20 protein-coding genes are annotated in these 23,011 nt (G+C 44.9%); 9 read left to right on the forward strand and 11 right to left on the reverse strand.

Annotated features, from left to right (window positions below):
• Window positions 1-475: 475 nt before the first annotated feature.
• From QT984_RS20910 to pilM, 3 genes are all read right to left on the reverse strand, one after another.
• The gene (locus tag QT984_RS20910) at window positions 476-1,270 is read right to left on the reverse strand and encodes a pilus assembly protein PilO (protein ID WP_333055137.1); all 795 of its coding nucleotides are present in this window, start codon (window positions 1,268-1,270) and stop codon (window positions 476-478) included.
• Window positions 1,267-2,166, reverse strand: coding sequence for a PilN domain-containing protein (locus QT984_RS20915; protein ID WP_333055138.1), 900 nt, complete (start codon window positions 2,164-2,166; stop codon window positions 1,267-1,269). Before QT984_RS20915 ends, QT984_RS20910 begins: the two co-directional genes overlap by 4 nt.
• A gap of 469 nt (window positions 2,167-2,635) precedes the next feature.
• Window positions 2,636-3,730: a type IV pilus assembly protein PilM gene (pilM, locus tag QT984_RS20920; RefSeq protein ID WP_333055140.1), complete on the reverse strand. Its 1,095-nt coding sequence runs from the start codon at window positions 3,728-3,730 to the stop codon at window positions 2,636-2,638.
• A 174-nt stretch (window positions 3,731-3,904) separates the two neighbouring features.
• Between pilM and QT984_RS20925 the strand changes: the two genes are divergently transcribed.
• Window positions 3,905-4,141, forward strand: coding sequence for a hypothetical protein (locus QT984_RS20925; protein ID WP_333055142.1), 237 nt, complete (start codon window positions 3,905-3,907; stop codon window positions 4,139-4,141).
• A 145-nt stretch (window positions 4,142-4,286) separates the two neighbouring features.
• Window positions 4,287-5,570 (forward strand): sugar ABC transporter substrate-binding protein, encoded by a 1,284-nt coding sequence (locus QT984_RS20930; protein WP_333055143.1) that lies wholly within the window; start codon window positions 4,287-4,289, stop codon window positions 5,568-5,570.
• Window positions 5,571-5,779: 209 nt separating this feature from the next.
• On the opposite strand, the gene QT984_RS20935 is transcribed toward QT984_RS20930, so the two are convergent.
• Together QT984_RS20935 and QT984_RS20940 are read right to left on the reverse strand one after the other, a co-directional pair.
• The gene (locus QT984_RS20935) at window positions 5,780-6,211 is read right to left on the reverse strand and encodes a type II toxin-antitoxin system VapC family toxin (protein ID WP_333055147.1); all 432 of its coding nucleotides are present in this window, start codon (window positions 6,209-6,211) and stop codon (window positions 5,780-5,782) included.
• Window positions 6,208-6,933 (reverse strand): hypothetical protein, encoded by a 726-nt coding sequence (locus tag QT984_RS20940; RefSeq protein WP_333055150.1) that lies wholly within the window; start codon window positions 6,931-6,933, stop codon window positions 6,208-6,210. The genes QT984_RS20935 and QT984_RS20940 overlap by 4 nt, the downstream gene beginning before the upstream one ends.
• A gap of 270 nt (window positions 6,934-7,203) precedes the next feature.
• Between QT984_RS20940 and QT984_RS20945 the strand changes: the two genes are divergently transcribed.
• Both QT984_RS20945 and QT984_RS20950 read left to right on the forward strand, forming a co-directional pair.
• On the forward strand, window positions 7,204-7,347 hold the full coding sequence (locus tag QT984_RS20945; protein WP_333055152.1) for a hypothetical protein: 144 nt from the start codon (window positions 7,204-7,206) through the stop codon (window positions 7,345-7,347).
• Window positions 7,348-7,382: 35 nt separating this feature from the next.
• On the forward strand, window positions 7,383-7,958 hold the full coding sequence (locus QT984_RS20950; protein ID WP_333055154.1) for a Uma2 family endonuclease: 576 nt from the start codon (window positions 7,383-7,385) through the stop codon (window positions 7,956-7,958).
• A 5-nt stretch (window positions 7,959-7,963) separates the two neighbouring features.
• On the opposite strand, the gene QT984_RS20955 is transcribed toward QT984_RS20950, so the two are convergent.
• Entirely contained in the window at window positions 7,964-9,229 is a 1,266-nt protein-coding gene (locus QT984_RS20955; protein WP_333055156.1) for a folylpolyglutamate synthase/dihydrofolate synthase family protein, read from the reverse strand.
• Between the two features lie 153 nt (window positions 9,230-9,382).
• Between QT984_RS20955 and QT984_RS20960 the strand changes: the two genes are divergently transcribed.
• Complete coding sequence (locus QT984_RS20960) at window positions 9,383-10,402, forward strand: DNA cytosine methyltransferase (protein WP_333374827.1); 1,020 nt, start codon at window positions 9,383-9,385, stop codon at window positions 10,400-10,402.
• Window positions 10,403-10,618: 216 nt separating this feature from the next.
• Here the strand turns inward: QT984_RS20960 and QT984_RS20965 are convergent, their stop codons facing one another.
• From QT984_RS20965 to rsmI, 5 genes are all read right to left on the reverse strand, one after another.
• Window positions 10,619-11,218, reverse strand: a complete 600-nt coding sequence (locus tag QT984_RS20965; protein ID WP_333374829.1) for a hypothetical protein — start codon at window positions 11,216-11,218, stop codon at window positions 10,619-10,621.
• A 276-nt stretch (window positions 11,219-11,494) separates the two neighbouring features.
• Window positions 11,495-12,043, reverse strand: a complete 549-nt coding sequence (locus tag QT984_RS20970) for a hypothetical protein (RefSeq protein WP_333340727.1) — start codon at window positions 12,041-12,043, stop codon at window positions 11,495-11,497.
• Window positions 12,040-12,543, reverse strand: a complete 504-nt coding sequence (locus QT984_RS20975) for a DUF4365 domain-containing protein (RefSeq protein WP_333340725.1) — start codon at window positions 12,541-12,543, stop codon at window positions 12,040-12,042. The genes QT984_RS20970 and QT984_RS20975 overlap by 4 nt, the downstream gene beginning before the upstream one ends.
• 175 nt (window positions 12,544-12,718) lie before the next feature.
• Window positions 12,719-13,936, reverse strand: coding sequence for a glycosyltransferase (locus tag QT984_RS20980; RefSeq protein ID WP_333374831.1), 1,218 nt, complete (start codon window positions 13,934-13,936; stop codon window positions 12,719-12,721).
• A 78-nt stretch (window positions 13,937-14,014) separates the two neighbouring features.
• Complete coding sequence (gene rsmI / locus QT984_RS20985; protein WP_333374833.1) at window positions 14,015-14,896, reverse strand: 16S rRNA (cytidine(1402)-2'-O)-methyltransferase; 882 nt, start codon at window positions 14,894-14,896, stop codon at window positions 14,015-14,017.
• Between the two features lie 79 nt (window positions 14,897-14,975).
• Between rsmI and QT984_RS20990 the strand changes: the two genes are divergently transcribed.
• From QT984_RS20990 to QT984_RS21005, 4 genes are all read left to right on the forward strand, one after another.
• Window positions 14,976-15,836, forward strand: a complete 861-nt coding sequence (locus QT984_RS20990; protein WP_333210643.1) for a PfkB family carbohydrate kinase — start codon at window positions 14,976-14,978, stop codon at window positions 15,834-15,836.
• Between the two features lie 248 nt (window positions 15,837-16,084).
• Entirely contained in the window at window positions 16,085-17,209 is a 1,125-nt protein-coding gene (locus QT984_RS20995; protein WP_333055165.1) for a cupin-like domain-containing protein, read from the forward strand.
• A gap of 89 nt (window positions 17,210-17,298) precedes the next feature.
• On the forward strand, window positions 17,299-18,177 hold the full coding sequence (locus QT984_RS21000; protein ID WP_333055167.1) for an inositol monophosphatase family protein: 879 nt from the start codon (window positions 17,299-17,301) through the stop codon (window positions 18,175-18,177).
• Between the two features lie 458 nt (window positions 18,178-18,635).
• Window positions 18,636-23,011 (forward strand): DUF4347 domain-containing protein (locus QT984_RS21005; protein WP_333374836.1); only part of this gene is annotated, 4,376 nt, incomplete at its 3' end.

Here is a 23,011-nt window from a genome sequence, read left to right on the forward strand (position 1 = left end):
GTTCTCTCCTCCACTACAATTTGTTATTTGTTGTTCGCAGTCTTTTGTCGCTAGCTGCTAAACTGACTAAAATATTCTCGCTTCGAGCCTTTTTAAAGGAAGAAGTTATGCCCTTTTCGATGTTTAATTTTCGATTGGGAATAACAGATGACATAAGGGTTAGAAGCTATCCTACAGCAATCCTCGCATCATTTGTGGATTTCTTACTTCCTCCCCTTACAAATGGGAGGTTTGGGGTAGGGTAAAAAAAATACGACTCCTGCAAGGATTGCTATACAGTTCCATTACTTTTTGAAACTGGTATTAGAAGAAATTAGATTTTAGAGCCAATTTTTGATTGCCATCTAAAAAATATTTTTCTGACCTTCATACTTTTTTGACTTCTACCTTCAATCTTTCCATTTCAAACTTCTGCCTTCTGACTTCTTGTGAAATAGCGAGTTGGGAACAATAGCTAATATCTGCCAAATAATAGCTACTTAGCACCAGGACTCGGAGCCGGAGTTGGCGGTTTTTCTTCTTGCTTTAGCGGCAGCAGCGCGTGCAAGTCAAAAGCAGTTTTAATTTTAGTTGGCGGTTGCTCCACAGGAACTATTTTCCCTTTCAAAAAATCAACTTCAATTGGCTGATTTGATGCTAGCAATTCAGATTTCAAATTCCTAACTACCAACAGCGACTGCATCAACTCCAAGTTACGCATAAAATTGCGGGTTTGATCAAAAGTGCCTTCAAACTCTACCTTAAATTTTTTGCGTCTGAGCTTGCCAGCCAGGGACGCCCCGAAGGAGCTATCGGCCAGAATATCAGGGTCTGGAGCTCCCGGCGTGGCGGTTGCTGTTGCTGGCGGCATATCCGGCTCAAATTTGGTAATTTTAGCCTTGAGGTCATCTCCTTGCACGCCGGCGTTGATTCTATTAACGAGTTGGGTCATGTCAAGCAAAAGCGTGTTGGCGCTGGCGTCGCTGGCAAACATGGCCGTGACGTTGGCCCGGCGCTGTTTTGCTTCTTCTTGCTTGGCTTCTGCTTCTGCCTTTTTTTGAATTTGAGTTTGCAATTGCACTTGCGTTTGCTTGCTTTCGCTAAGTTTTTGCTTGAATTCGCCGCTTTTTTGGAATTCGGGAAGTACGAACTGGTAGCCGAGGCCGCCAGCAATCAGGAGCCCGAGAACCGCGATGCCGATTGCTTGGACTTGGGGTGTCAGCTTAATGCCGAATATTTCCTTAGCCCCTGTATCTTCTGCTTGTCCGCTAGAAATAAACTCTGCTGTCATGGTTTTTTCACTTCTCCTTTTTGTGGTTCTAGCACTCCTTTTTCTTGAAGTGTTTCTATCCGTATTGCGAGCCCGTCTGCTTGCTTGCTTCGCAGCTCGGGGAGCAACTCGGAGGCACCCGTCGGGCTGAGCGTCGTTTCAATTTTATATTCCACCACTGGTCGCAGTTTGGGAAGTTCTGCTGGTGCTGCGTTTTGGTTACGCACTTGTAATTGTGCGGGGTTGTTTTTTAATGTGGCCGCTATCAGTTTGGTATCGGTGTTAAGGAAGAAGGGAGAGCGCTGGACTAGCAACATAAAGTCGTTAACTTGAGCAAAGGTACTGGCTATCCCTGAAATTTGCACTTTTGATGCCTGCTGCGGGACGACGGGGACGGGAGGTGCTGCCGGGGCGGGGCTGGCTGCTGGAGACGGACTCGCCCCCGGAGAAGCAGCGGGTGTTGGTGGGGGGGGAGGAGGAGGTGCTGCAACGGGGGAGGGACTTGGGTCGATTTGCTCGATTTTGCCAATTTGCACTCCGGCCGGAGTACGGGCACTGAGGTCTTGCAGCATCGCCGACCAAGGTTTAATTTGGTCGAATACTCCAGCTAATGCTTTGTATTCGGCGGTAACTTGGTCGGTTTCGGCGTTGATGGCTTTGATGGTGTTGGCTTGAGTGTTTAACAGGGCCAGTTCTGTGTCGATGGTTGCTTGTTGTGCGGCCAAGTCGGTATTTTCCTTAGTCGCCCACCACCAGGCGCCCATGACTGCGGCGTTGATGCCAAAGGCAAACAGCACTGCCCCATATATGGGCAGTTGGTCTTTGGCTCCACCGGAACTTTTTTTAGCTGGGCTTTTGGTTGCAACGGGTTTGTAGTCGGGACGGTCGTTGAGAAAATTAATATCTAGGCTGTACATGGCTTCACTCGGTTTTATAGCAGAAGGAAGAAGGCAGAAGGCACAATGTAGAAGGTAGAAGGCACAATGTAGAAGGCACAGTGTAGAAGGTAGAAGGTAGAAGGCAGAAGGCAGAAGGTAGAAGGTAGAAGGAAAAAGTGATCTACCGCTAATGTTTCAGCAATTAAGAAGGTACTAACAGTCTTGGCTGTTGCTATAGATTTAAATTAGAAATTTTAGATTTTAGACAGAACCCAAGATTGCTGGTACAAGTGAAGGATTTATTTAGGGAAGAAAGAAACAACTTTCTGCCTTTTACTGAAGGAAGGGGCTGCTTCTACCTCAGATATATTCTACCTTTTACCTTCTACCTTCTACCTTCTATCTTCTACCTCCAATATTCTACCTTCTGCTTTCTGCCTTCTTCTTTTGGAAGGGGTTTTTACCTCAAATTCTCAAATCGGTTTTTCTCTCATCTAAAACTGTTAGGTCACATAACCTCCCTTAGTCCTAAACCTAGGGCGACTCCTAAACCTGCTCGCTGTTCTGGGGTAATTTCTTGGCTGATTTCGACTCCTAGGGTTTCGATGGGATCGACTTGAGATGCGGGCAAGCTTAATCTTTGCATAAAAAATTCGTCGAGTTTGCCGATCGCAGCTCCCGGACCCGCTAGCAGTAGTTGCGCTACTTCGAGTTCTTCGCTCTGGTTGAGGTAAAAGTCTACTGAGCGGCGCAGTTCGTCTGCTAGTTCTCCCAATACTTTAATCATCGCATTTGTTCCCGGATTGGCGTCTCCCGATGCGCCCATTGTATCTGTGACTGGCAGGGTCATGCCTTGCAGTTCGCTGGTGTCTCTGGTTGGTGGCAGGTTCATGGCTTGGTTGAGGGCGGTCTGGATTTGGTAGGTGCCGATCGGGATGGTACGGTTGAACTGAGGTATGCCGTCCACTACTATAGCTAACTCGGTGCTGTCAAATTCTATGGCGGTGAGAACTGCTGCTTCTTGGGAGGAAAATTGTTGCAGTTGTTCTTTGAGGGTGCGGATTAGGGCAAAACTGGTTACTTCTAATACGTCTATAATCAATCCGGCTTCTTTGAATGTTTCGATGTATGTGTCGGTAACTTCTCTGCGGGTTGCTACTAAGACGACTTGCACTTTTTCTACTCCGTCGTCATCTACAAAAAGGCCTATTTTTTGATAGTCTACGTCGGCGTCTTCTCTAGGAAATGGCAAGTACAGTCCTGCTTCTGCGTTCATGTAATCCCGCAGTTCTTCTTCGTTGAGTTCTGCGGGAACTGGGATGAGGCGGATGACTGCTTCGCGGCCTGGAATGGCTGTGGCTACTCGCTTGGCTTTGATTTTGTTGTCCGTGAGGACGGTACGTATTAGTTCTGCCATTCCCGGCGGATCGACTATTTGTCCTTCTTGTACATAGTCTTCTGGAACTTCTATTGAGGCTAGGATGCCTAATTTTAATGCCTGAGCTTTCTTTTCAAGCTGAATGATGTTGATGCGGTCTGGGGCTATTTCGATCCCGATTCCTGGCTGGCGTTGGGAAAGTAGACCTTTGAAAAAGTTAACCATGTGATTGGGTCGCCGATAATTGCTATTTTTTTCTTTTGTAGTTGGCCAGCCTGATTCAGCGCGCAGGCGTGTTGGAGGGTTGGTTTCCAACTGCAGCCAGAGTGCTGTAATCTCGGTATCCCGCCTTCTTCTGCACAGCTCAGTCTGTGTTGCGCGATCGCTAGTTCCGATTTTATGCTATCCAATTTACTTGACAATAGCTATTCTGCGGAGAATGTCAATAAATTCCAGCTCGATCGACCGAAAACCCGCCGATTCTGCACAAAAACCGACTATCTCGCTCCTGAACCCAGGTACAAAACTCTGTTACTGACTCGTGAGCGCTTGATTCGGGCGATTCCCTACGGGATAGCTTCGCCGCGCGTGCCTTTGTCTGACAAGCGAATTTCCAAGGTGTTACCCGCCACGTGATTTATCTCGCGCAAGTCAATCGAAAGCATCTCAAATCTAAAATCCTTGCGTCCCCCGAATTTATCTCGCGCAAGTCAATCGAAAGCATCTCAAATCTAAAATCTAAAATCGAATGACGGTTCCCATAACTCTCAAATTTTATTCTATGAAACGTAAATCTTGGCAACTTTTTGCTGTTTTTGGGCTGGTGGGGCTGCTGCTGTCTGCGGTGGTGAGTTGCAGCAAGCCGGCTGTTAATTCCCAGGCAAATAATACGCAGGAAATCGAGTTCTGGACTATGCAGCTTCAACCTCAGTTTACTGAGTATTTCAACAAGACGATCGCCGGTTTTGAAGCGGAAAATCCGGGGGTGAAGGTGCGTTGGGTGGACGTTCCTTGGTCGGCGATGGAAAGCAAGATTTTGGGGGCTGTTTCGGCGAAAAATGCGCCGGATGTGGTGAACCTAAATCCCGATTTTGCTTCGCTGTTGGCGGGACGCAATGCTTGGCTGGATTTGGATTCTCGAATTCCGCAGCAAGTTCGCGAGCTCTATCTCCCAAATATCTGGAAAGCTAGTGTACTCGACGGCAAGACTTTTGGCATTCCTTGGTATCTCACGACTGGGGTGACAATTTACAATACGGAGTTGTTGAAGAAGGCTGGAATTGCTAAGCCTCCTGCTACTTATGCCGAGTTGGCAACTGTGGCGAAGCAGGTGAAGGAGAAGACTGGCAAGTTTGCTTTTTTTGTGACTTTTGTGCCGGAAGATTCGGCGGAAGTTTTGCAATCTTTTGTGCAAATGGGTGTACCTTTGGTGGATGCTAAAGGCAAGGCGGCTTTTAATACTGCTAAGGGCAAAGCTGTTTTTCAGTATTGGGTAGATTTGTACAATAACGGACTTTTGCCACAGGATGTTTTGGTGCAGGGACATCGCAGGGCGATCGAGCTTTATCAAGCTGGGGAAACTACTTTTTTAGCTTCGGGCCCTCAGTTTTTGAAGGCGATTGCTGAGAATGCTCCGAGTATTGGTGCTGTTTCGGCTGCTGCGCCTCAAATTACGGGGGAAACAGGTAAGAAGACTGTGGCGGTGATGAATTTGGTTGTGCCCCGCGACAGCAAGCGCCCTGATGATGCTGTCAAGTTTGCTCTGTACGTTACTAATTCTCAAAATCAGTTGGCTTTTGCTAAGGCTGCTAATGTTTTGCCTTCTACGGTTGAGGCTTTGCAGGACGATTATTTTAAGACTGTTTCTGCTGATGCTCCTGCTGCCGATCGAGCTCGGGTTGTTAGTGCTTCTGGGTTGACTTCCGCTGAGCTATTGATTCCGCCTTTGAAGGATGTTAAGAAGTTGCAAAAGGCGATTTATGACAATTTGCAGGCGGCAATGTTGGATGAGAAGTCGGTAGACCAAGCTGTTGCTGATGCTGCTAAGGCTTGGGATCAAAGGTAGTTTTTAAGTGAAGCTGGGGCGGGATTTTTTTTATTTCGCCCCTTGCTTTTTTAGGTCACTTGACGTATTATTAAATAATGGGAATCTGTGCCGCCATATATAAGCAGATATCAGCCTTTAAATGTAAGGTGCGTCGCCTCGCAGAGCTTCCAATCATCGCGAAAAATTCGATGGCGACGCACCTTACGATTAGCAATCGCCCCTTGTTTTTAAGGTTGAATTGTCCAGTCTTCCTGCACTAAATCAGGCACTTGCGAAAAATCTCGGTAGTTGCGCGTAACGAGGATAGCCTTATTAGCAAGTACAATAGCAGCAATCCGCAAATCTTGCGTGCCGATGCGTATTTTTTGACGGCGTAACTCAGTGTAAATAGTGAAAGCATTCGGGTCAAATTTCAGAATGTTGAGATTTTTGAAATCATCTAATGTATCCCATAACCTGGTGTAACCCCATACTAATTTGTCCGCTTGCGAAGATGTCGAAGCCTTTCTGATAAAATCGAACCAGCCGCGAATTACTTCCTCTACGGTTACGATAGTTACAGCAAGGTTTTCTGCGTTAACCTCGATTCGCTGCACCATCATTGGATCATTCTTTTGCCAATCGGAGAAACAATTCGTATCAAGTATGTATAGGCTCATTCTGTCTCAACCGCATCGTCAATTTGACTGTAATAAGCTTCGGTTTCTGCATCGAGTTCGCGGCGATATTCTTCTATGTGTGCCAATACCTCATCGTAATACGGATCGTTTTCATACTTACCAGCTAACCTCACCCAAGGATTGTTCGATCGACTATTCGTGAGTTTGACAGAGACGATTTCTGCTTCGGCTAGCTGGGCATTTACTAAATCGTGAAGGTTTTGCAGTGCTTGCGATCGCGTCTCGCCAAAAGCTTTGCATTCGGGCCATCCCAGCAACGCTGCACTGACTGTTGTGTCTGATTCGTTTTTAATGATTATGTGAGCAGTTGAGCTGTCGAGGTCGCCCCCAAAGTTAGTGCGATCGGCTGCGCGAATGTCGCAGGTAGCGTTACCTGTTAACAGTGTTTTTGTCTTGACTGTCTGCTTGGTGTTTTCCTGGCGCGGATTTTCTCTTTCTCCAATGATAAGCGGGTCTGCTTTGCGAAGCGCGTCAAGAAATTTGACCATGTTTACTCTCTCCTTGGTGTTTTCCTGGCCTAACTTTTCTATTACTGGCCCGATCGCCGAGGCAGGAGTTACCTTGACTGTAGAATCGATGTTTTCCTGACGCTGCTTGATTATGTTTCGCCTGAAAAGCTCGTCAAATAGTAAAGTTTGCTCTTGGGCTGGCAAAGCTTCTATATATTCAATTAGCCTTTGCACCGATATAAGGCTGCTCATAAACTTCTATCTCTAAATTTTTCTAAACTCACTTGTATTGTAACAAAAATTTGGCATTGGGCATTGGGCATTAGGCATTAATCTTTTTTGCTCTCGCCCCTTCCTTTTTTCGACCACTTGACGTATTATTAAATAATGGGAATCTGTGCCGCCATATATACGCAAATATCAGCTTTTAAGTTATTATCGAATGATGAAATTACCGCCTCTTCACAACGCGGAGTCGGAGGAGAACTCTGGATAAGTCAATCTCGACTATTTTAGAGGTAAATGTTTGTTGATAAAAACGATCGCTCATCCCAGAAACCGGGTTTCTTTATCCCGTGCGATCGCCTTTCTCAATTCAGCTTAATTGATGATTTGTACGAATACAGCCTGAATTCCTCAAATATTCAGAAATTTGACTCGTGTTAAAATCAAAACTCAGCTCAGAATAGGATAAAATTCTTATGCCAGCGATGACACTCAAAGATTTAAACCAAGTTCAAACCCTTTTTTCCGAAGCGGGTTTAGATTACAAAATTGAACTAGAAGACGGGAGACTTTCAATTGTGGGGCCATCAGACATCGTATCCAGTGAAATCAGCAGTATTTTGATTCGTTTGCTGGGTAACTGGGTTTATCCCCGTCGCTTGGGGAGAGTCTTTGACTCCGCAGGCGGTTTCATCATGCCGGATACGAATGTGAAAGCGCCGGATGTTTCTTTTGTGCGCGCCGCCCGCTTGCGCCAAAGTCCGCGTTATTTTGGAGAACTTGTCCCCGATTTGGTGGTTGAGATTAAATCTCAGATCGATCGCATTAAGCTTATAGAAACCAAGGTTTTGAAGTTTATAGAGTTGGGTGCGATCGTCGGAATTCTGATCGATCCTGATGAAGAAACAGTGACTATTTATCGCTCTACAGGTGAACCGACTGTTTTAGGAAATGGCGATATATTAACAGTAGCAGAACTTTTTCCCGGTTGGGAATTGCCCATTTCGGAATTGTGGCCTCCTATCTTTACTGAGGAAGAAACACAATTCTGATGCGTTTAAGCTTGGGATTGTTGTTGTTGCAGAAAATAGCCGACGAGATAAAGCGAACCGCAAAGGATTGTTAGGTTGTCGCCTGTAACAGCAGCATCTAAAGCTGTTGTTAAGTCGGGGAAGGCTTGACAGAAAGTTAATTCGGGGCAGATAATTTGAGCTAGGGCGGCTAATTCTGCGGGGGATGATGAGTTTTGATCGGGTACGGGTACTAGGTAAAGTCGATCGCCCTTTTTGAGTAATGCTTTCAAAATATCGTCGCAGTCTTTAGTCGCAAGAATGCCGATTACCCAGTTAATCGGTGACGGGTGATTGTTCAGGCGATCGACATATTCACGCAGGGCGATAGCTGCAGCCGGGTTGTGCGCGCCGTCAATTAATATGTGGCGGTTTTTCCAAGTTGTCTGCTGGAGTCTTCCGGGCCATTGGGTTGTGGCTATACCGTTTTCGATCGCGGTTGGGGAAATTTGCCATCCTTGGTTTTGGAGAGTTTGCAAAGTGGCGATCGCAATTGCTGAATTCATTAGTTGAATTTTTCCCAGCAGCGGCAATTGATATTTTATTTTAACCGCATTTTGATTTAACTGATATTCTGCGAATCCTTGTCCTAAATCTATTGCTGGTTTTACCCAAGTTGCCGGACAGTCTAATTCTTGAATGCGTTTTTCTACTACTATTCTAGCTGATTCTGGCAATTCTCCGATAACTGCCGGACATTTTGCTTTAAGAATTCCCGCTTTTTCCCCAGCAATATCTGCCACGGTGGGGCCGAGTATTTGCCAGTGGTCGAGACTGATAGAAGTGATGACGCTAGCGAGAGGTGTTTCGCAAACGTTAGTCGCGTCTAATCTACCGCCCAATCCAGTTTCTATGACTGCGATGTCTGTTTTTTGTTCTGCGAAATACAGCCAAGCTGCGGCGGTGATTATTTCAAATTGAGTGGGAGTTTCGGTGTTGTTTTCGGTGGCGGCGACAACTCGTTCTAGACACTGTTGCAATTCTGTTGGGGAAATCGGTTTTTGGTTGATGCAAATTCTTTCTGTCCAATCGATTAGGTGCGGGGATGTGTAGCGCCCGACTCGATAGCCTGCTTCTGTTAGTACGGAAGAGAGATAAGCGCAAACGGAACCTTTGCCATTGGTGCCGGCAATGTGGATAATGGGTACTTGTTGGTGGGGGTTGTCTAGTTTTTGGAGAAGTTGGTGAATTCTTTCTAGCCCCAGATGGACGCCGAAATGTTGGTAGGATTGGAGGATGGATTCTGCATTCATTGAGGATGATAAGTTCTGTTTGTGTGTGAATTAGATTTTTTTTTATTAACCGCAGAGGGCGCAGAGGGCGCAGAGTGAGAGAAGAAAGAGATAGATATGTAATAAAAGAGAGGTTTATAATTGATTTATTGTATTTATTGCGGGTGAAAAAAGGTGGCTTTGGATATTATTTCTCTGTTTTCGGGTTGTGGGGGGTTGGATTTGGGTTTTCGTTTGGCTGGGTTTAATGCGGTTTGGGCGAATGAATATGATAAGTCTATTTGGGATACGTATAATTTCAATCATCCTGAAACTATTTTAGATCGCAGAGATATCAGAAAAATCAAATCTGATGAAATTCCCAACTGTATTGGGATAATCGGCGGGCCTCCTTGTCAAAGTTGGAGTGAAGCAGGGGCTAAGCGGGGGATTGATGACTGTCGGGGTCAACTTTTCTGGGAGTATATCAGAATTGTGCGGGACAAGCAGCCTTTGTTTTTTTTAGCTGAGAATGTTAGCGGTATCTTGGCCCCCAGAAACAAGGATGCTTTCACTTATATATTATCGCAGTTTGAGGACATCGGGTATCGGGTTTCGTACAAGTTGGTGAATGCTAGAAATTTTGGGGTTCCGCAAGATAGGCAAAGGGTGATTGTTGTTGGCTATCGGGAAAATCTGGGTTTTGGTTTTGAGTTTCCCGAACCTGGAACCGATGTTTTGACGCTGAAAGATGCGATTTTTGATTTGCAGGCGATCGCGCCTATGTCAGTTAAGGGTAAATTAGATAATTATCACGATTCTGTCCCAAATCACGAATGTGCGGATTTGGGGTTTTCCAGCATTTATATGTCGCGCAATCGAGTTAGAAGTTGGTCAGAACCTTCTTTTACAATTCAGGCAAGTGGCAGACACGCGCCTCTGCATCCTCAAGCTAGTAAAATGATTTTGGTTGGCAAAGACAAACGCATTTTTGACCCCAATTCGCCTCTGCCTTACCGTCGGCTTTCTGTGCGAGAGTGCGCGAGAGTTCAGACTTTCCCGGATGACTTTATTTTTAAGTACAAGTATATTGCGGATGGATACAAAATGGTCGGCAATGCTGTTCCTGTTAATTTGGCTAGAAATTTGGCCAATAAAATTTTTGAAGATATTAGTATTCCTGACAGATTAGCCAATACTCCGGACTGTTTTTAGAACTAAACCACAAGCTTTGCAGCGTATAGATCGTAGAAATTACGAATAAAATGCAACTCAGGCTCAGATGTGACATTGATTTAATTATCGCTAGCAACCTGAAACCCTAGAGGATAGGTCATCCAGCACTGAAAAAAGTGTCCGAACCATTGTAAATATCCATATTATAAGTTAAAATTAGTGTGCAATCAATATAATTGATTGCACACTTGATATTTATTTTGTTGATACAATTCTGATTTTGTCAGTAGAATTTGTATGATTATTCTGCCTGAGAATTTCATATAAGTCTAATTGGTATCTGCTATTTATTTGATTAAAACCAGACCTAGGGATAGTGATTTGAAGCAACTTATTATGAGAACTTTCAGAATAATAATCTGTGTATAAGTCAATAGTTACGCTTGAAAAGTCTTTCTTCTCTGTGATAAGAAGATTGGTAGAACAAGCTCTTCCTGTTGCTTGAAAACCAAGTTCGTCAATGAACTTGTAATAAAAGCAATTTTTTTTATTTGGGATTGAAATCTCATTAGCATTCCACGCTCTTGATTCAAGGCTGAAGCCATCTTTTTTTCCACTATCATACAACCCTTTTTTTCTATTGTTAGGATTGCAATTATCGGGGTTAAAAAGATTAGTTTCACATCCGACAACGATACTATCACCTTCGAATATCCCTGTAGAAAACAAGTTTTTCCCAATAGTGCCAACAGAACTCAGAGAAACAAAAAATAATAGAATATACAATCCAATATAACTAGGTACTACCTTTGCAGATTGAAATATGATAATGATAATAATCTTTACTGGATTCATTTTTTTTCCTATTTTCTACTTTTTTGTAATTAGCATAAAACCTGAATTATGTTTCAATCCCCTTGCGCAATACTCCGGACAGTTTTTGGAATGATACTACAAGCTTACGCGGGGCAAGGATCATAAAAAAGTCGAATTAAATGTAAGTCAGGCGTGGAGCTGACATTGATTTAATTATCCACAGTAGCTCAAAGTCTTAGAGCATAAGCCATTCATCCCTATAAAAACTATCCGGACTATTGATTAGCACGCTAGACTTTACATTAATATTCTGGGTTAGTTTTGCAATTGGTTGTCTAGAGTAAAATTGCGTGAATTTTTAAGAATAAATACTTGATTCTTTTTGATTAAATCTCCCGTACATAAAACGGGCAAGCGTTCTTGATAAGATTTGATTGCGAGGATGTAGTCTTTGTCTGCAAGTTCCGCTTTGATTTTCCGCAGTTGGTCGGCAATGACACCTAGTAAGGTAATCTCGCCACTTAATTTGTCGGCGTTAGGAGTGTGAATTTGAATCACGATTCCCTGAATAGTTGTATTAGGAATCCCGGTAATTAAATCTGCTAAAATTTCCAGTTGAGAGCGATTTTCGATGATTTCCAATGTCTCTAACATCAAGTTCATTGACACGGGAAAGTCAGGAAGAGTGGAATTTAAAGGTAGAACGATTTGAGGGGCTTCTGGCTTGATATCGCTGCTTGTCCAAATAATAGCGCGGTTATCAATTTTTTGTGCTTGTTTCCAACCTTTTGCTTCTAAGTAGTAGCTGATTTGCTGAGGTTGGAGATTTTTGAGCAATTCAATATCCTTTATTGTCACATTCATAGTTGTCTCCCGGTTGCGATACGCTGCATGATAGTTGTCAGAGTCTCAGCCGAAAATATATTTGTTCTGGGTATGGAAATAGTGACGGTTTCTTTATTGTCAGTAGGTGCGGCACCTTCTAATGATAGCCAATAAGCGCAGCGTTTTAAGCAGAGTTCCGCTTCTGTTTGTTGCAGCCAGTCATTGACTCTATCGGGAACAATGACCACAATTATAATTCTAGGAGGATAGGCGTTGCTTGTGCTCAATTCTTCGTAGTTTTTAATGTTCAGGGGATAGCGAAGGCTATTTTCGTTGAGGATATCTCTTGAGGTACATTTGACTTGAATGTAAAGAATGGGAAAGTTTGGTAAACCTGATGCTGCTATTCCCGTGATAATTAGGTCTACACCCAGCTTGTCTAGAGGGGTAGTTGTTCGCTGGCAGATGCACCCTGCTGCTGAGGCAATGGCGTAAATGTAGGCATAGCTAAATTCTTCTTTTTTGGTGTTGATGTCCATTAAACTGCTAATTCGGTCTTATTGCCAATAGGAGAATGATATAAAAGCATTAATTGATGTTCGGACAGAGATTTTATTGCAAAAGCCACACCTGTTAAATCGCTCACTTATACTTCAAAGACTCTGGGTTCGTATTCTTCTATGAGGGTGAATAATAACAGCAGTATATCATCTGTCATTTGAATTTTGTTAACTGACCGAGGTTATGCTGAATCGCATTTGTCCCGCGAATATGAGACAAGGGAGAACCTCCATACAAAAAGCTATTCAAACTAACTTGATAATTTTGTTGAACTGCTAAATCCAACCACAAATTGTTAATCGCGTCTCCCGGCTTGTAGTCGGGGATGTTGTGCTGATAATAAGGAAAACTGTCTATACAAGTATTGAAAAAGTTTTTCCGCCCGCAATGCTTTAAATACTGATATCGCGGTTTGAATTCTGTTTGATTTTCCAATACTGTATATATAGTATCTGCGAGAGATTCTGGGTCAAATTTGGCGTAAAGACCCGCACCTTCGGGGAAAACTGGCGATTGGCCTCTGGCGTATTGGTTGAATTCTTCAAAGCAAATTACTGGTACGTTGCAACTCATGGCTTCGGTAATTCCCCGGTTTTTTCCTTCGAGGAGGGAACCGAGGACGAATGCTTGTGCCCGCGAATAATATGTGGGGATTTCGCTGTAGTAGTCAACTCTCGGTACTAAGTTAATGTAGTCCGACGGATTGCCTAAAATTGCCTCTACTTGCCGCCATTCTTTTAAGGCGTACTCGTCGAGAGTTTTCAGGTTGCTAGCATCAAATTCGTGGCCGGTGACTACTGTTAATTTTATCGGTTTTTGCGGATATTTTTGACGGTAAACTTTTAAGGCTTTGGCTATGATTGGCAAATTTTTTTCTTCGGAAATTCGGGCGACGGCTAGCAAGTCGATGTCTTTGGCGGGGACGTTGCGCGGGGAAATTAAGTATTCGTTGATGAAGTCGGTGTCTTGTAGTGGTATGATTGGTTTGTGGGCGCGATCGGGATAAGTTTCGCGAAACCACTTTTCTCGCTGCGGGTTTTTGTATAAACTGGAGTAGGCGTCAGCTATGGGGGCCCAGGAGTAGGAGATTCCGGGGGAATAGGTGAAGGAGAAAAATACTGAGGAAAGTTGGGGAAATAGTTTGTTGATGAGTTCGACTGCTTCGCTGAAGTAAATTCCTTTGATGAAACGCCCTTCGTAAAACAATGGGGGAAGCAAGACGTAGAAACTGACGGTATCGAAGCGGTGGGGTTGGTCTTCAAATATCTCCCAGGTAAAGGCGTCTAAGTCTGCATAGATTTCGGCGATTGGTTTGTTGATGTGGGGGTTGCGTAAATATGGTTTTTGTCGATCGTAGTTTCCGCGTACCATATAATTCTGAGTGTGAGTATCTAGCTTTTTTTATTTAACCGCAGAGGGCGCAGAGGGCGCAGAGAAGAAGAGAGTTATTCACAAGTCATTCACGGGTTGTTCTAGTGATTCATGGTCGCCTATTGTGAGGGCGAGTTGGTAGATTTGGCGGCGGGGAAGGGATGTTTGTTGGGCTAGCTGGCGGCTGGCTTGGGAACGACTTATGCCTTCTGCTATTAATGTTTGCAATTCTGCTTTAATTGCGTCTTCGGAAAATATTGGTGAGGCTGTTTGGATGCCGGCTATTACGAGGGTAAATTCTCCCTGGGGTTCGCGATTGGTGTAAAGCTCGATCGCACTTTCTATACTACCACGCCAAAACTCTTCGTGCATTTTGGTTAATTCTCTGGCCAGCACAATCTGTCTGTCGCTTCCCAAACTATTTGCTAAATCTTGTAAAGTTTGTCGCAATCGGTGCGGAGATTCGTATAATATTATAGTGCGGGATTCTATTTGCAAAGCTTCTAAACTCTGTTGGCGTTCTTGACCTTTCACGGGTAAGAAACCTTCAAATACAAATCTCTCTGTGGGTAATCCTGATCCAGTTATGCCAACTATGCAGGCGGTCGGGCCGGGAATCGGAATAATGTTAATATTAGCATCGGCGCAAGCTTTGACTAACTCGTATCCGGGGTCAGAAATTCCCGGCATTCCGGCATCGGTGACGAGGGCGATATTTTTGCCTAAATGCAGTTTGTCGATGAGTTCGGGAAGTCGCTGGTGTTGGTTGTGTTCGTGATAGCTGATTTGAGGAGTTTTGATTTGGAAATGTTGCAAAAGTTTGCCTGTATGGCGGGTGTCTTCGGCGGCGATGAAGTCTACTGTTTGCAAGATTCGGATGGCGCGAAAGGTCATGTCTTCGAGGTTGCCGATCGGGGTTCCTACGATGTAAAGTGTTCCTGTATTGGGATTTGCTTGCATTTTAAGATTGAGATTTTTTAACGATAGGACACGGGCGGGACGCCCATGCCACAGGCCCATGCCACACATTTAAGAAGATATGAAAACTGGATTGTTTTTGGGATTGGCGACTTTAGATTTAATTTATTTGGCCGGGAAGCCTCCGGGTGAAAATCAGAAAGTTGTTGCTTCTGATTGTACCATTGCTGCGGGCGGGCCGGCGGCAAATGCTGCGGTCACTTTTAGCTATTTGGGGAATGCGGCGGTATGGGCCGGCGTTTTGGGCACTCACGCGATCGCCCAATTAATTCGTGCAGACTTAGCGGAGTATAATGTCAGGATAATCGATTTGGAACCGGGGCGATCGCACTCGCCGCCAGTTTCCTCGATTATTGTAACTGAAGCAACGGGCGATCGATCGGTAATTTCCATCAATGCTACGAAATCGCAAGTTGACAGTCAAACAATTAACCAGGATATTTTAACCTCAGTTAATATTGTACTGCTTGACGGACATCAAATCGCAGCCAGTCAAGAAATTGCTCAACTTGCCAAGTCAAAAAACATTCCCATTGTCCTCGATGGCGGCAGTTGGAAACCCGGATTAGAACAAATATTACCTTTTATTGAATGGGCTGTATGTTCGGATAACTTTCATCCGCCCAACTGCGACAATTCCGAACAAGTCTTTGCTTACCTCTCAGCAGCCGGAATTCCCAATATTGCCATCACTCGCGGCGAAAAATCAATTTTATACCTCAGCAATGGCAGTTACGGCACTATAGAAGTACCTCAAATTCAAGCCACAGACACTTTAGGCGCGGGCGACATCTTTCACGGCGCTTTCTGTCACTACATTTTGCAAAATAATAACTTTACAGATACTCTCACCGCATCAGCTAAAATCGCTTCCCATTCCTGCAAAAATTTCGGAACCCGCGCCTGGATGAATAAGAGTTAATTTTCAATTAAAATTAACCAAACTATCCGGTTAAAACCCCTCAAAGCTAGAAAACTTGAACTAGCAACACCTGTTAAGTTAAAATCCTGACAGCAACCTCGACAAAATTTGTGAACTTCCCTTTTCTCTTCCTTCGCGCCCGTGGAACAGGCGTCTCGCCTGTGAATTTTCGCAGTTCGTTAAAATTGCTATATTAGTAAAACAACCTCAAATCAAACCAAACAGTCCCAAAACAACATACCCGAATCATGTCTGACACCCAACCCCTAACTATCACCCTTCCCCCTTTGCGGATTACCCTAACAGAACAACAGCAAGTTAACCTAGAATGGCTGACACAAAACTTGCCCAATCTACTCACCCCAAGCAAACAAGAACTTCCCGACAATATGAAACAGTGGGTGGCGGCTAACAAATTATTAAATCAACCCGATGCAGAAATCATTCAAGGACTAATAAATACCGGCATAGATGCGGAAACAGCCACCGCAGAAGTTAGGGAAATCTCCTCTCATCCCTACTTTCAAGCAGGCAGTCAGTACGTGCAGTTATTGCAGAAATTAGAATCGCATCTCAGGATTAGCAATCAATTAGCTGCATTGTCTTCCAAGTTTGGCACAATCGAACGCAAAAGCAGTCTTTCCAGAGAGTATTTTCTCGAAAATTACTACGCCAAAAATACTCCAGTAATTATTACCAATATCATGCACAACTGGAAAGCGTTGCAGTTGTGGACGCCGGAGTATTTGCAAGAAAAATATGGCGATGCAGAGGTACAAATTCAAGCCAACCGCAATTCCGACCCGAATTACGAAATCAAGATAGAAAATCACAAAAAAATTGTTTTGTTCCGCAAATATGTAGACATGGTGGTCAAGGGCGGGCCTAGCAACGACTACTACATGGTTGCTAACAACCAAACTCTTGAAAGAGAGGAATTTAAACCGCTATTTAACGACATTGAAATTTTTCCCGAATACCTCAATCCAACGGATACAAAAGGCAGAGTTTTCTTTTGGTTCGGGCCGAAAGGCACGATTACACCGCTACACCACGACCCAGTTAATTTAATTTTAGCTCAAGTGTCTGGTCGCAAACTAATTAAATTGATTTCTCCGCAACAAACACCTCTGCTTTACAATCACGTCGGAGTTTTCAGCAAGGTTGATGGCGAAAATCCAGATTATGACAAATACCCGCTTTACAGAGATGCGAAAATTATTGAAGTGATTTTGGAACCGGGAGAAGCTATCTTTATTCCTGTCGGTTGGTGGCACCATGTAAAATCATTGGAAGTGAGTATTTCGGTTTCGTTTACTAATTTTGTGTTTCCTAATTATTATGAATGGAAATATCCTCATATTAATTGGTAATTGCTAATGTATGGTTCCCAGGGGCGGGCACGGGGGCACCGCCCCTACAGAAATCGGCGTTTATCTGCGGTTCAAAAAAAAAGAAATTCATGAAAACTCTCGAAGAAATCAGCGAAATTTCACGATCGATCGCCTGGAGTGCATCAGATATCCTACAATCCTATTATCGGCAGGATTCCAACACTCCTAACCTCGACATCCAAGAGAAAAAAGATGGCCCCGTCACCGCCGCCGATGTCGCTGTCAACTCTTACATTCTCGACGAATTGCAGTCGGCTTTAGGGAATGCAGAATTTGGCTATCTCAGCGAAGAAACTTACAAATCTTATTTAGAAAAAAACGGTCAAATTCCCTTACCTCAAAGTTGGGTTTGGATTATTGACCCTTTGGATGGAACGCGAGATTTTATTGACAGGACAGGTGAATTTGCAGTTCACATTGCTTTAGCCTTCGAGGGAAGACCGGTATTGGCGGTTGTGGCTTGGCCCGAACAGCAAAAGATTTATTACGCAATCCGCGATGCGGGTGCTTTTATGGAAAGTCGGGACGGTTCTGCGGTCAAATTGCAGGTTTCGGCGCGAAATATAGTGGCAGATTTATCTATAGTAACTAGCCGCAGTCACCGGGGCGATCGCTTTAATCAATTGTTACAAAAACTGCCTTGTCAAAATCAAATAGCTGTCGGTAGTATCGGCTGTAAAATTGCGACAATTGTCGAACAAAAGGCTGATGTTTATATTGCGCTTTCGGGAAAGTCGGCACCGAAAGATTGGGATTTAGCGGCACCGGAATTAATTTTGACTGAAGCGGGCGGTCAATTTACTCGTTTTGACGGTTCTGCTTTGCAATATAACCGGGGAGATGTGAGTCAGTGGGGGGGATTGTTGGCGAGTAATGGTTGCTGTCACGCTGCTTTGTGCGGGCAAGCTGAGGAGATTTTAGCAGGGATAGATGGGGGTTTGAAGTAAGTCCGCGCGTGCGAAGCTATCCCGTAGGGAATCGCCCGTAAAGATGGTAACGAATCAGTTTTAGGGGCGGGTTTACGAGAAATAATTGCTTAAAACCAATTATCTAGTAAACCCGCCCCCACTTTTGCCCGAAAGTCCGCTAGGGCTTGAAATGAACGGCCAAACCTGAGCGCAGATATCTATCAAAAATCCCGCTCTTAATATTTCAGTATAATGACACTTGCTATTAAAGAGTTTTTGTGTTATGTCATCCACCTCGCTCTGGCTAATCCGTAATATTACTTAATAAAATCACCCAACTTTATCAAAACTTTAATTAAAAAGCTGTTTATAAAGAAAAATTTACATAGATGTTTGGAAAAATGAGTTAGGGTTACTACAACATTGACAAATAGTTTCGCATACCCGTCGCGAAACAGGGAAATCATTGTCTTTTTTTAACCCCCAGTAGGTGTATTATGCCAATTTTAAATAATCAAGTTTCACCAAGTGCGATCGCCTTTATCGACACTCAAGTAGAAAATTATCAAAGTTTGATTGCCGGGGTAAAACCGGGTACGGAAGTAGTCGTTTTGGATGGGAACCGGGATGCGATCGACCAAATTACTCAAATTTTAGCTCTTCGTACCAATATTGACAGCATTCACATAGTTTCTCACGGTGCTCCCGGCAGCTTGCAATTGGGTAATGGCTGCTTGAGTGCAGATAATGTGGAAACTTATTCCGAGAAATTGCAGCAGTGGCGGAGTGCTTTAAATCTGGGTGCGGACATTCTGATTTACGGTTGTAATGTCGCATCAGCCTCTGGCGCTTACCCGAAAGTCCGCCAGGGAATGAATTCCCAGGCTCAAAGCTCAAGTCGGTTGAAATCGACTGCTTACCCGAAAGTCCGCCAGGGAATGAATTCCCTGTCTCATAGCTCAAGTCGGTTGAAACCGACTGGTAACAACCTCAATAAACAGTCCTCTTCAGAGGACTTTCGCTATGAGACGGGGGTTTCAACCCCCGGCGGTATCGGGGAACAAGCGAGAGATTTGGATGTAGATTTAGATATAGATGGTGTAGCCTTCATCCAACGAATTGCCCAACTCACAAATTCAAACGTTGCAGCTTCCCAAAATCTCACGGGAAGTGTAGCAAAAGGCGGCGATTGGGAACTGGAAGTCAGAACCGGGAAAATAGAAACGCCGCTGGTATTTGAACCCGAAGTATTAGCGGGTTACGAGTACGTTTTGAATAGTTTTGGTGCTGCGACTAATTTTCCCATAACCTATAGTCTCCGTAAAGTTGCCAGTGGCGATTTTAACAAAGACGGCAATCTTGACCTAGCCTTTGCCAGCACTGGAGTTAATCGCAACGTCTCGATCGCACTGGGAGATGGCACTGGCCTATTTGGCCCTGCCACTAATCTTAACACCAGCCCGCCAAGCGATCTCGCTAGCTGGTCTGTCGCTGTAGACGACTTTAACAAAGACGGTAATTCTGACCTGGTTACGGCTAATAATTTTACTAACAACGTTTCTCTCCTGTTAGGAAATGGCGATGGTACTTTTGGTGAAGCCACCTACTTTGGTGTGGGGTCAAGTCCGTATACCGTTGCTGTGGGAGACTTCAACGGGGACGGCAATTCTGACGTAGCTACAGCCAATCAAAGCTCTAACAACGTCTCCATCTTGCCCGGTAATGGTAATGGTACTTTTGGCGCAGCTACTAATTTGAGCGTGGGGTCAACTCCCTATTTTGTGCTTGTCGGCGACTTTAACAAGGATGGCAAGTCAGACTTTGCGACAGCGAACTCGGGTTCTAGCGACGTATCCATCGTGTTGCAGAATGCTGATGGCACTTTCGGTATCGCCACTAACTTTCCTGTTGGAAATAGCCCTAATTACATTGCTTTAGGAGACTTTAACGGAGACAATAATCCTGACTTAGCAACGAGTAACGAAGGCGGCTCAAACAACGTATCAATACTGTTAGGAGATGGCACGGGAAACTTTAGTGCAGCTACCAACTTTGGCGTTGGAACACAACCCCTTGCTATTGCTAGTGGTGACTTCAATGCCGATGGAAAAATTGATTTAGCTACAGCCAACAATTCATCGGGCAATGTCTCTGTCTTGTTTGGAAGTGGCGATGGCAGCTTTGGCACTGCCACTAATTTTGTTGTGGGAAACAGTCCCCAAGGTATTGTTGTAGGCGATTTTAACAAAGATGGCTTACCCGATTTAGCTACGGCGAACTTTGACTCTCAAAACACCTCGATTCTGCTGAATACATCCCCGGCGGTAAATTTCGGTGCTGCAACTTACAGTGGCACTGAAGGAACTGCGGATACGGTAGTCAATATTCCCGTTACTCTCAGCGCCACTCCTGACGCTGACGTGACAGTGCCAATTGTCATCGACCCCAGCAGCACAGCCACCGAAAATTCAGACTATACCTTTTCCCCTACCTCGATTACATTCCCCGCAGGTGCAACAGGTGACGCACTCACCCAGAATGTTGCATTTACTATCAAACCCGACAACATAGTTGAAAACGCCGAAACCGCAATCTTCAACTTTGGCACAATCAGCGGTGGCGTTGCCGGTACAACCAAACAAACCACACTAACTATTGCTGCTAACGGTCAACCTTCAAGTCTGAGTCCGTACCAAATCGACCTCAAAACAGGCACAATTACTGGTGGGCCAAACCCATTTATTTCTTTAGTAAATACCCCTACCGACTCAAACGCCGATAGTTGGTTAGAAGCCGTAGCCAAAATCAATTTTGATGGCAACATCAAAAAAGCGAAATTTATCGTTGAATACGACCAAACCCCATCAGGCTGGACGGTAAATCTCGGCGACTCTGCGTCAAACGACGGCTATGGAGGGGATGGCAGCACTCAAAGCCGCGATGCCGAGATGCAGATTGTTAACGCGAATATGAGCGTTAACGGGAATGACTACAATACACCTGCAGGCGGGGAACTTACCCCAGGAAATGTGCCTAACTTTGTTAGTAATGGTTCCCGTGTCGAGTTTGAAGTCAGTAACGAACAACTTGCCTGGGATAACAAAAACGGGCTAAAAAATAGCTTGAATTCGCCCTATCTTTACGCCCTCAACGGTCAACCTGATGATGGCGGGCCAGTCAATTCCGAGATTTACGCCGGATTTAACAGGGTGATTGCCGAGCGTCCCGATCGCATCGGATCGGGTGCTAGCAAGGTGACAATTCTGCTTAATCCGATCGACTACGCGATTAGTGCTGGTACTGCAACCGTTACAGAAGGCAACTCCGGCACAACTGCTGCCACTTTTACTGTTACCCGCAGCGGTTGCACTGAGTTGGCGAGCACAGTAGATTATGCGATCGCAGGTACTGCTGACAGTAGCGACTACAACAACATCGGCGGCACATCGGGTGCAACTGCTGCGACTGGTACGATTAGTTTTGCAGCGGGCGAGACATCGAAAACCATTACTCTGGATGTTTTAGGCGATGCGGCGATCGAAGCCAATGAAACCCTTGAAGTTACGCTGTCAAATCCCTCGGTATTAGATTCTACACCGACACTTACCACTGCTACCGCTACCACAACTATTACTAATGATGACACCGCCGGTTTCACTGTTAACCCAACAGGATTAACTACCAGTGAAGTTGGTGGCACTGCTACCTTCACTGTCAAACTCAACTCTCAACCCACTGCTGACGTTACCATCGGTTTGAGCAGTGACAATGTTGCAGAAGGAACAGTTTCAACTAATAGCTTAACTTTCACTACTGCTAACTACAATCAACCGCAACCAATAACGATAAGTGGTGTTGACGATTTAGTAGCTGATGGCCCTGTCCCTTACAAAATTGTCACCGCTGCTGCTGTTAGTACCGATGTTAATTACACTAACCTCGATCCTGATGATGTCACCGTCACCAACAGTGACAATGAAACTCCGGGAATTACGGTGAATCCGACGGCGGGATTAACTACTGCTGAAGATGGCACCAAGGCTAACTTTACTGTGGTTCTGAATACTCAGCCGACTGCTGATGTGACTATCGGTTTGAGCAGTGACAATGTTGCAGAGGGAACAGTTTCGACTAATAGCTTAACTTTCACTCCGGCTAACTGGAATACACCGCTGCCAGTGACAGTAACAGGGGTTGAGGATAGCATTGCTGACGGCGATATTGATTACAAAATAGTCACGGCTGCTGCTGTTACCACCGATCCGAATTACAACCTAGATGCAGCGGATGTTAGCATTACCAATAAAGACGATGATACCGCTGGTATTTCTATTACTCCCACCGCAACAACTGCTACAGAAGGCGGCGCGAATGGGACGTATAGTGCGGTGCTGAAATCGCAGCCGATCGCCCCTGTAACTATCACTCTCACAACAGGTGAGCAGATTCAGGCGATCGCCCCTGTGACTTTCACTACGGATAATTGGAATGTCGCTCAAACCCTTACCGTGAAAGCTGTTGATGATACGATTGTCGAAGGCGCGCACAGCGGTAATATCACTCACAGTGTGAGTAGCACTGATGCTAAGTATAATGTGGTTGTGGTGCCAGGGGTGACAGTGGCGATCTCCGATAACGATGTAGCGCCACCGTCCCCGACACCAACTCCGACGCCAACACCGACGCCGACAACTGGCACTCCGACGCCAACACCGACGCCCACAACTGGCACTCCGACGCCAACACCGACGCCGACAACTGGCACTCCGACGCCAACACCGACGCCCACAACTGGCACTCCGACGCCAACACCGACGCCGACAACTGGCACTCCGACGCCAACACCGACGCCCACAACTGGCACTCCGACGCC

This window comes from Microcoleus sp. Z1_B2, from assembly GCF_036700325.1.
Lineage (GTDB): Bacteria > Cyanobacteriota > Cyanobacteriia > Cyanobacteriales > Microcoleaceae > Microcoleus.

What these genes read in the sequence shown, in the direction of transcription:
- QT984_RS20910 (WP_333055137.1), bottom strand. Translation starts at nt 1,270, where the DNA reads ATGACAGCAGAGTTTATTTCTAGCGGACAAGCAGAAGATACAGGGGCT.
- QT984_RS20915 (WP_333055138.1), bottom strand. Translation starts at nt 2,166, where the DNA reads ATGTACAGCCTAGATATTAATTTTCTCAACGACCGTCCCGACTACAAA.
- pilM (WP_333055140.1), bottom strand. Translation starts at nt 3,730, where the DNA reads ATGGTTAACTTTTTCAAAGGTCTACTTTCCCAACGCCAGCCAGGAATC.
- QT984_RS20925 (WP_333055142.1), top strand. Translation starts at nt 3,905, where the DNA reads ATGCTATCCAATTTACTTGACAATAGCTATTCTGCGGAGAATGTCAAT.
- QT984_RS20930 (WP_333055143.1), top strand. Translation starts at nt 4,287, where the DNA reads ATGAAACGTAAATCTTGGCAACTTTTTGCTGTTTTTGGGCTGGTGGGG.
- QT984_RS20935 (WP_333055147.1), bottom strand. Translation starts at nt 6,211, where the DNA reads ATGAGCCTATACATACTTGATACGAATTGTTTCTCCGATTGGCAAAAG.
- QT984_RS20940 (WP_333055150.1), bottom strand. Translation starts at nt 6,933, where the DNA reads ATGAGCAGCCTTATATCGGTGCAAAGGCTAATTGAATATATAGAAGCT.
- QT984_RS20945 (WP_333055152.1), top strand. Translation starts at nt 7,204, where the DNA reads ATGTTTGTTGATAAAAACGATCGCTCATCCCAGAAACCGGGTTTCTTT.
- QT984_RS20950 (WP_333055154.1), top strand. Translation starts at nt 7,383, where the DNA reads ATGCCAGCGATGACACTCAAAGATTTAAACCAAGTTCAAACCCTTTTT.
- QT984_RS20955 (WP_333055156.1), bottom strand. Translation starts at nt 9,229, where the DNA reads ATGAATGCAGAATCCATCCTCCAATCCTACCAACATTTCGGCGTCCAT.
- QT984_RS20965 (WP_333374829.1), bottom strand. Translation starts at nt 11,218, where the DNA reads ATGAATCCAGTAAAGATTATTATCATTATCATATTTCAATCTGCAAAG.
- QT984_RS20970 (WP_333340727.1), bottom strand. Translation starts at nt 12,043, where the DNA reads ATGAATGTGACAATAAAGGATATTGAATTGCTCAAAAATCTCCAACCT.
- QT984_RS20975 (WP_333340725.1), bottom strand. Translation starts at nt 12,543, where the DNA reads ATGGACATCAACACCAAAAAAGAAGAATTTAGCTATGCCTACATTTAC.
- QT984_RS20980 (WP_333374831.1), bottom strand. Translation starts at nt 13,936, where the DNA reads ATGGTACGCGGAAACTACGATCGACAAAAACCATATTTACGCAACCCC.
- rsmI (WP_333374833.1), bottom strand. Translation starts at nt 14,896, where the DNA reads ATGCAAGCAAATCCCAATACAGGAACACTTTACATCGTAGGAACCCCG.
- QT984_RS20990 (WP_333210643.1), top strand. Translation starts at nt 14,976, where the DNA reads ATGAAAACTGGATTGTTTTTGGGATTGGCGACTTTAGATTTAATTTAT.
- QT984_RS20995 (WP_333055165.1), top strand. Translation starts at nt 16,085, where the DNA reads ATGTCTGACACCCAACCCCTAACTATCACCCTTCCCCCTTTGCGGATT.
- QT984_RS21000 (WP_333055167.1), top strand. Translation starts at nt 17,299, where the DNA reads ATGAAAACTCTCGAAGAAATCAGCGAAATTTCACGATCGATCGCCTGG.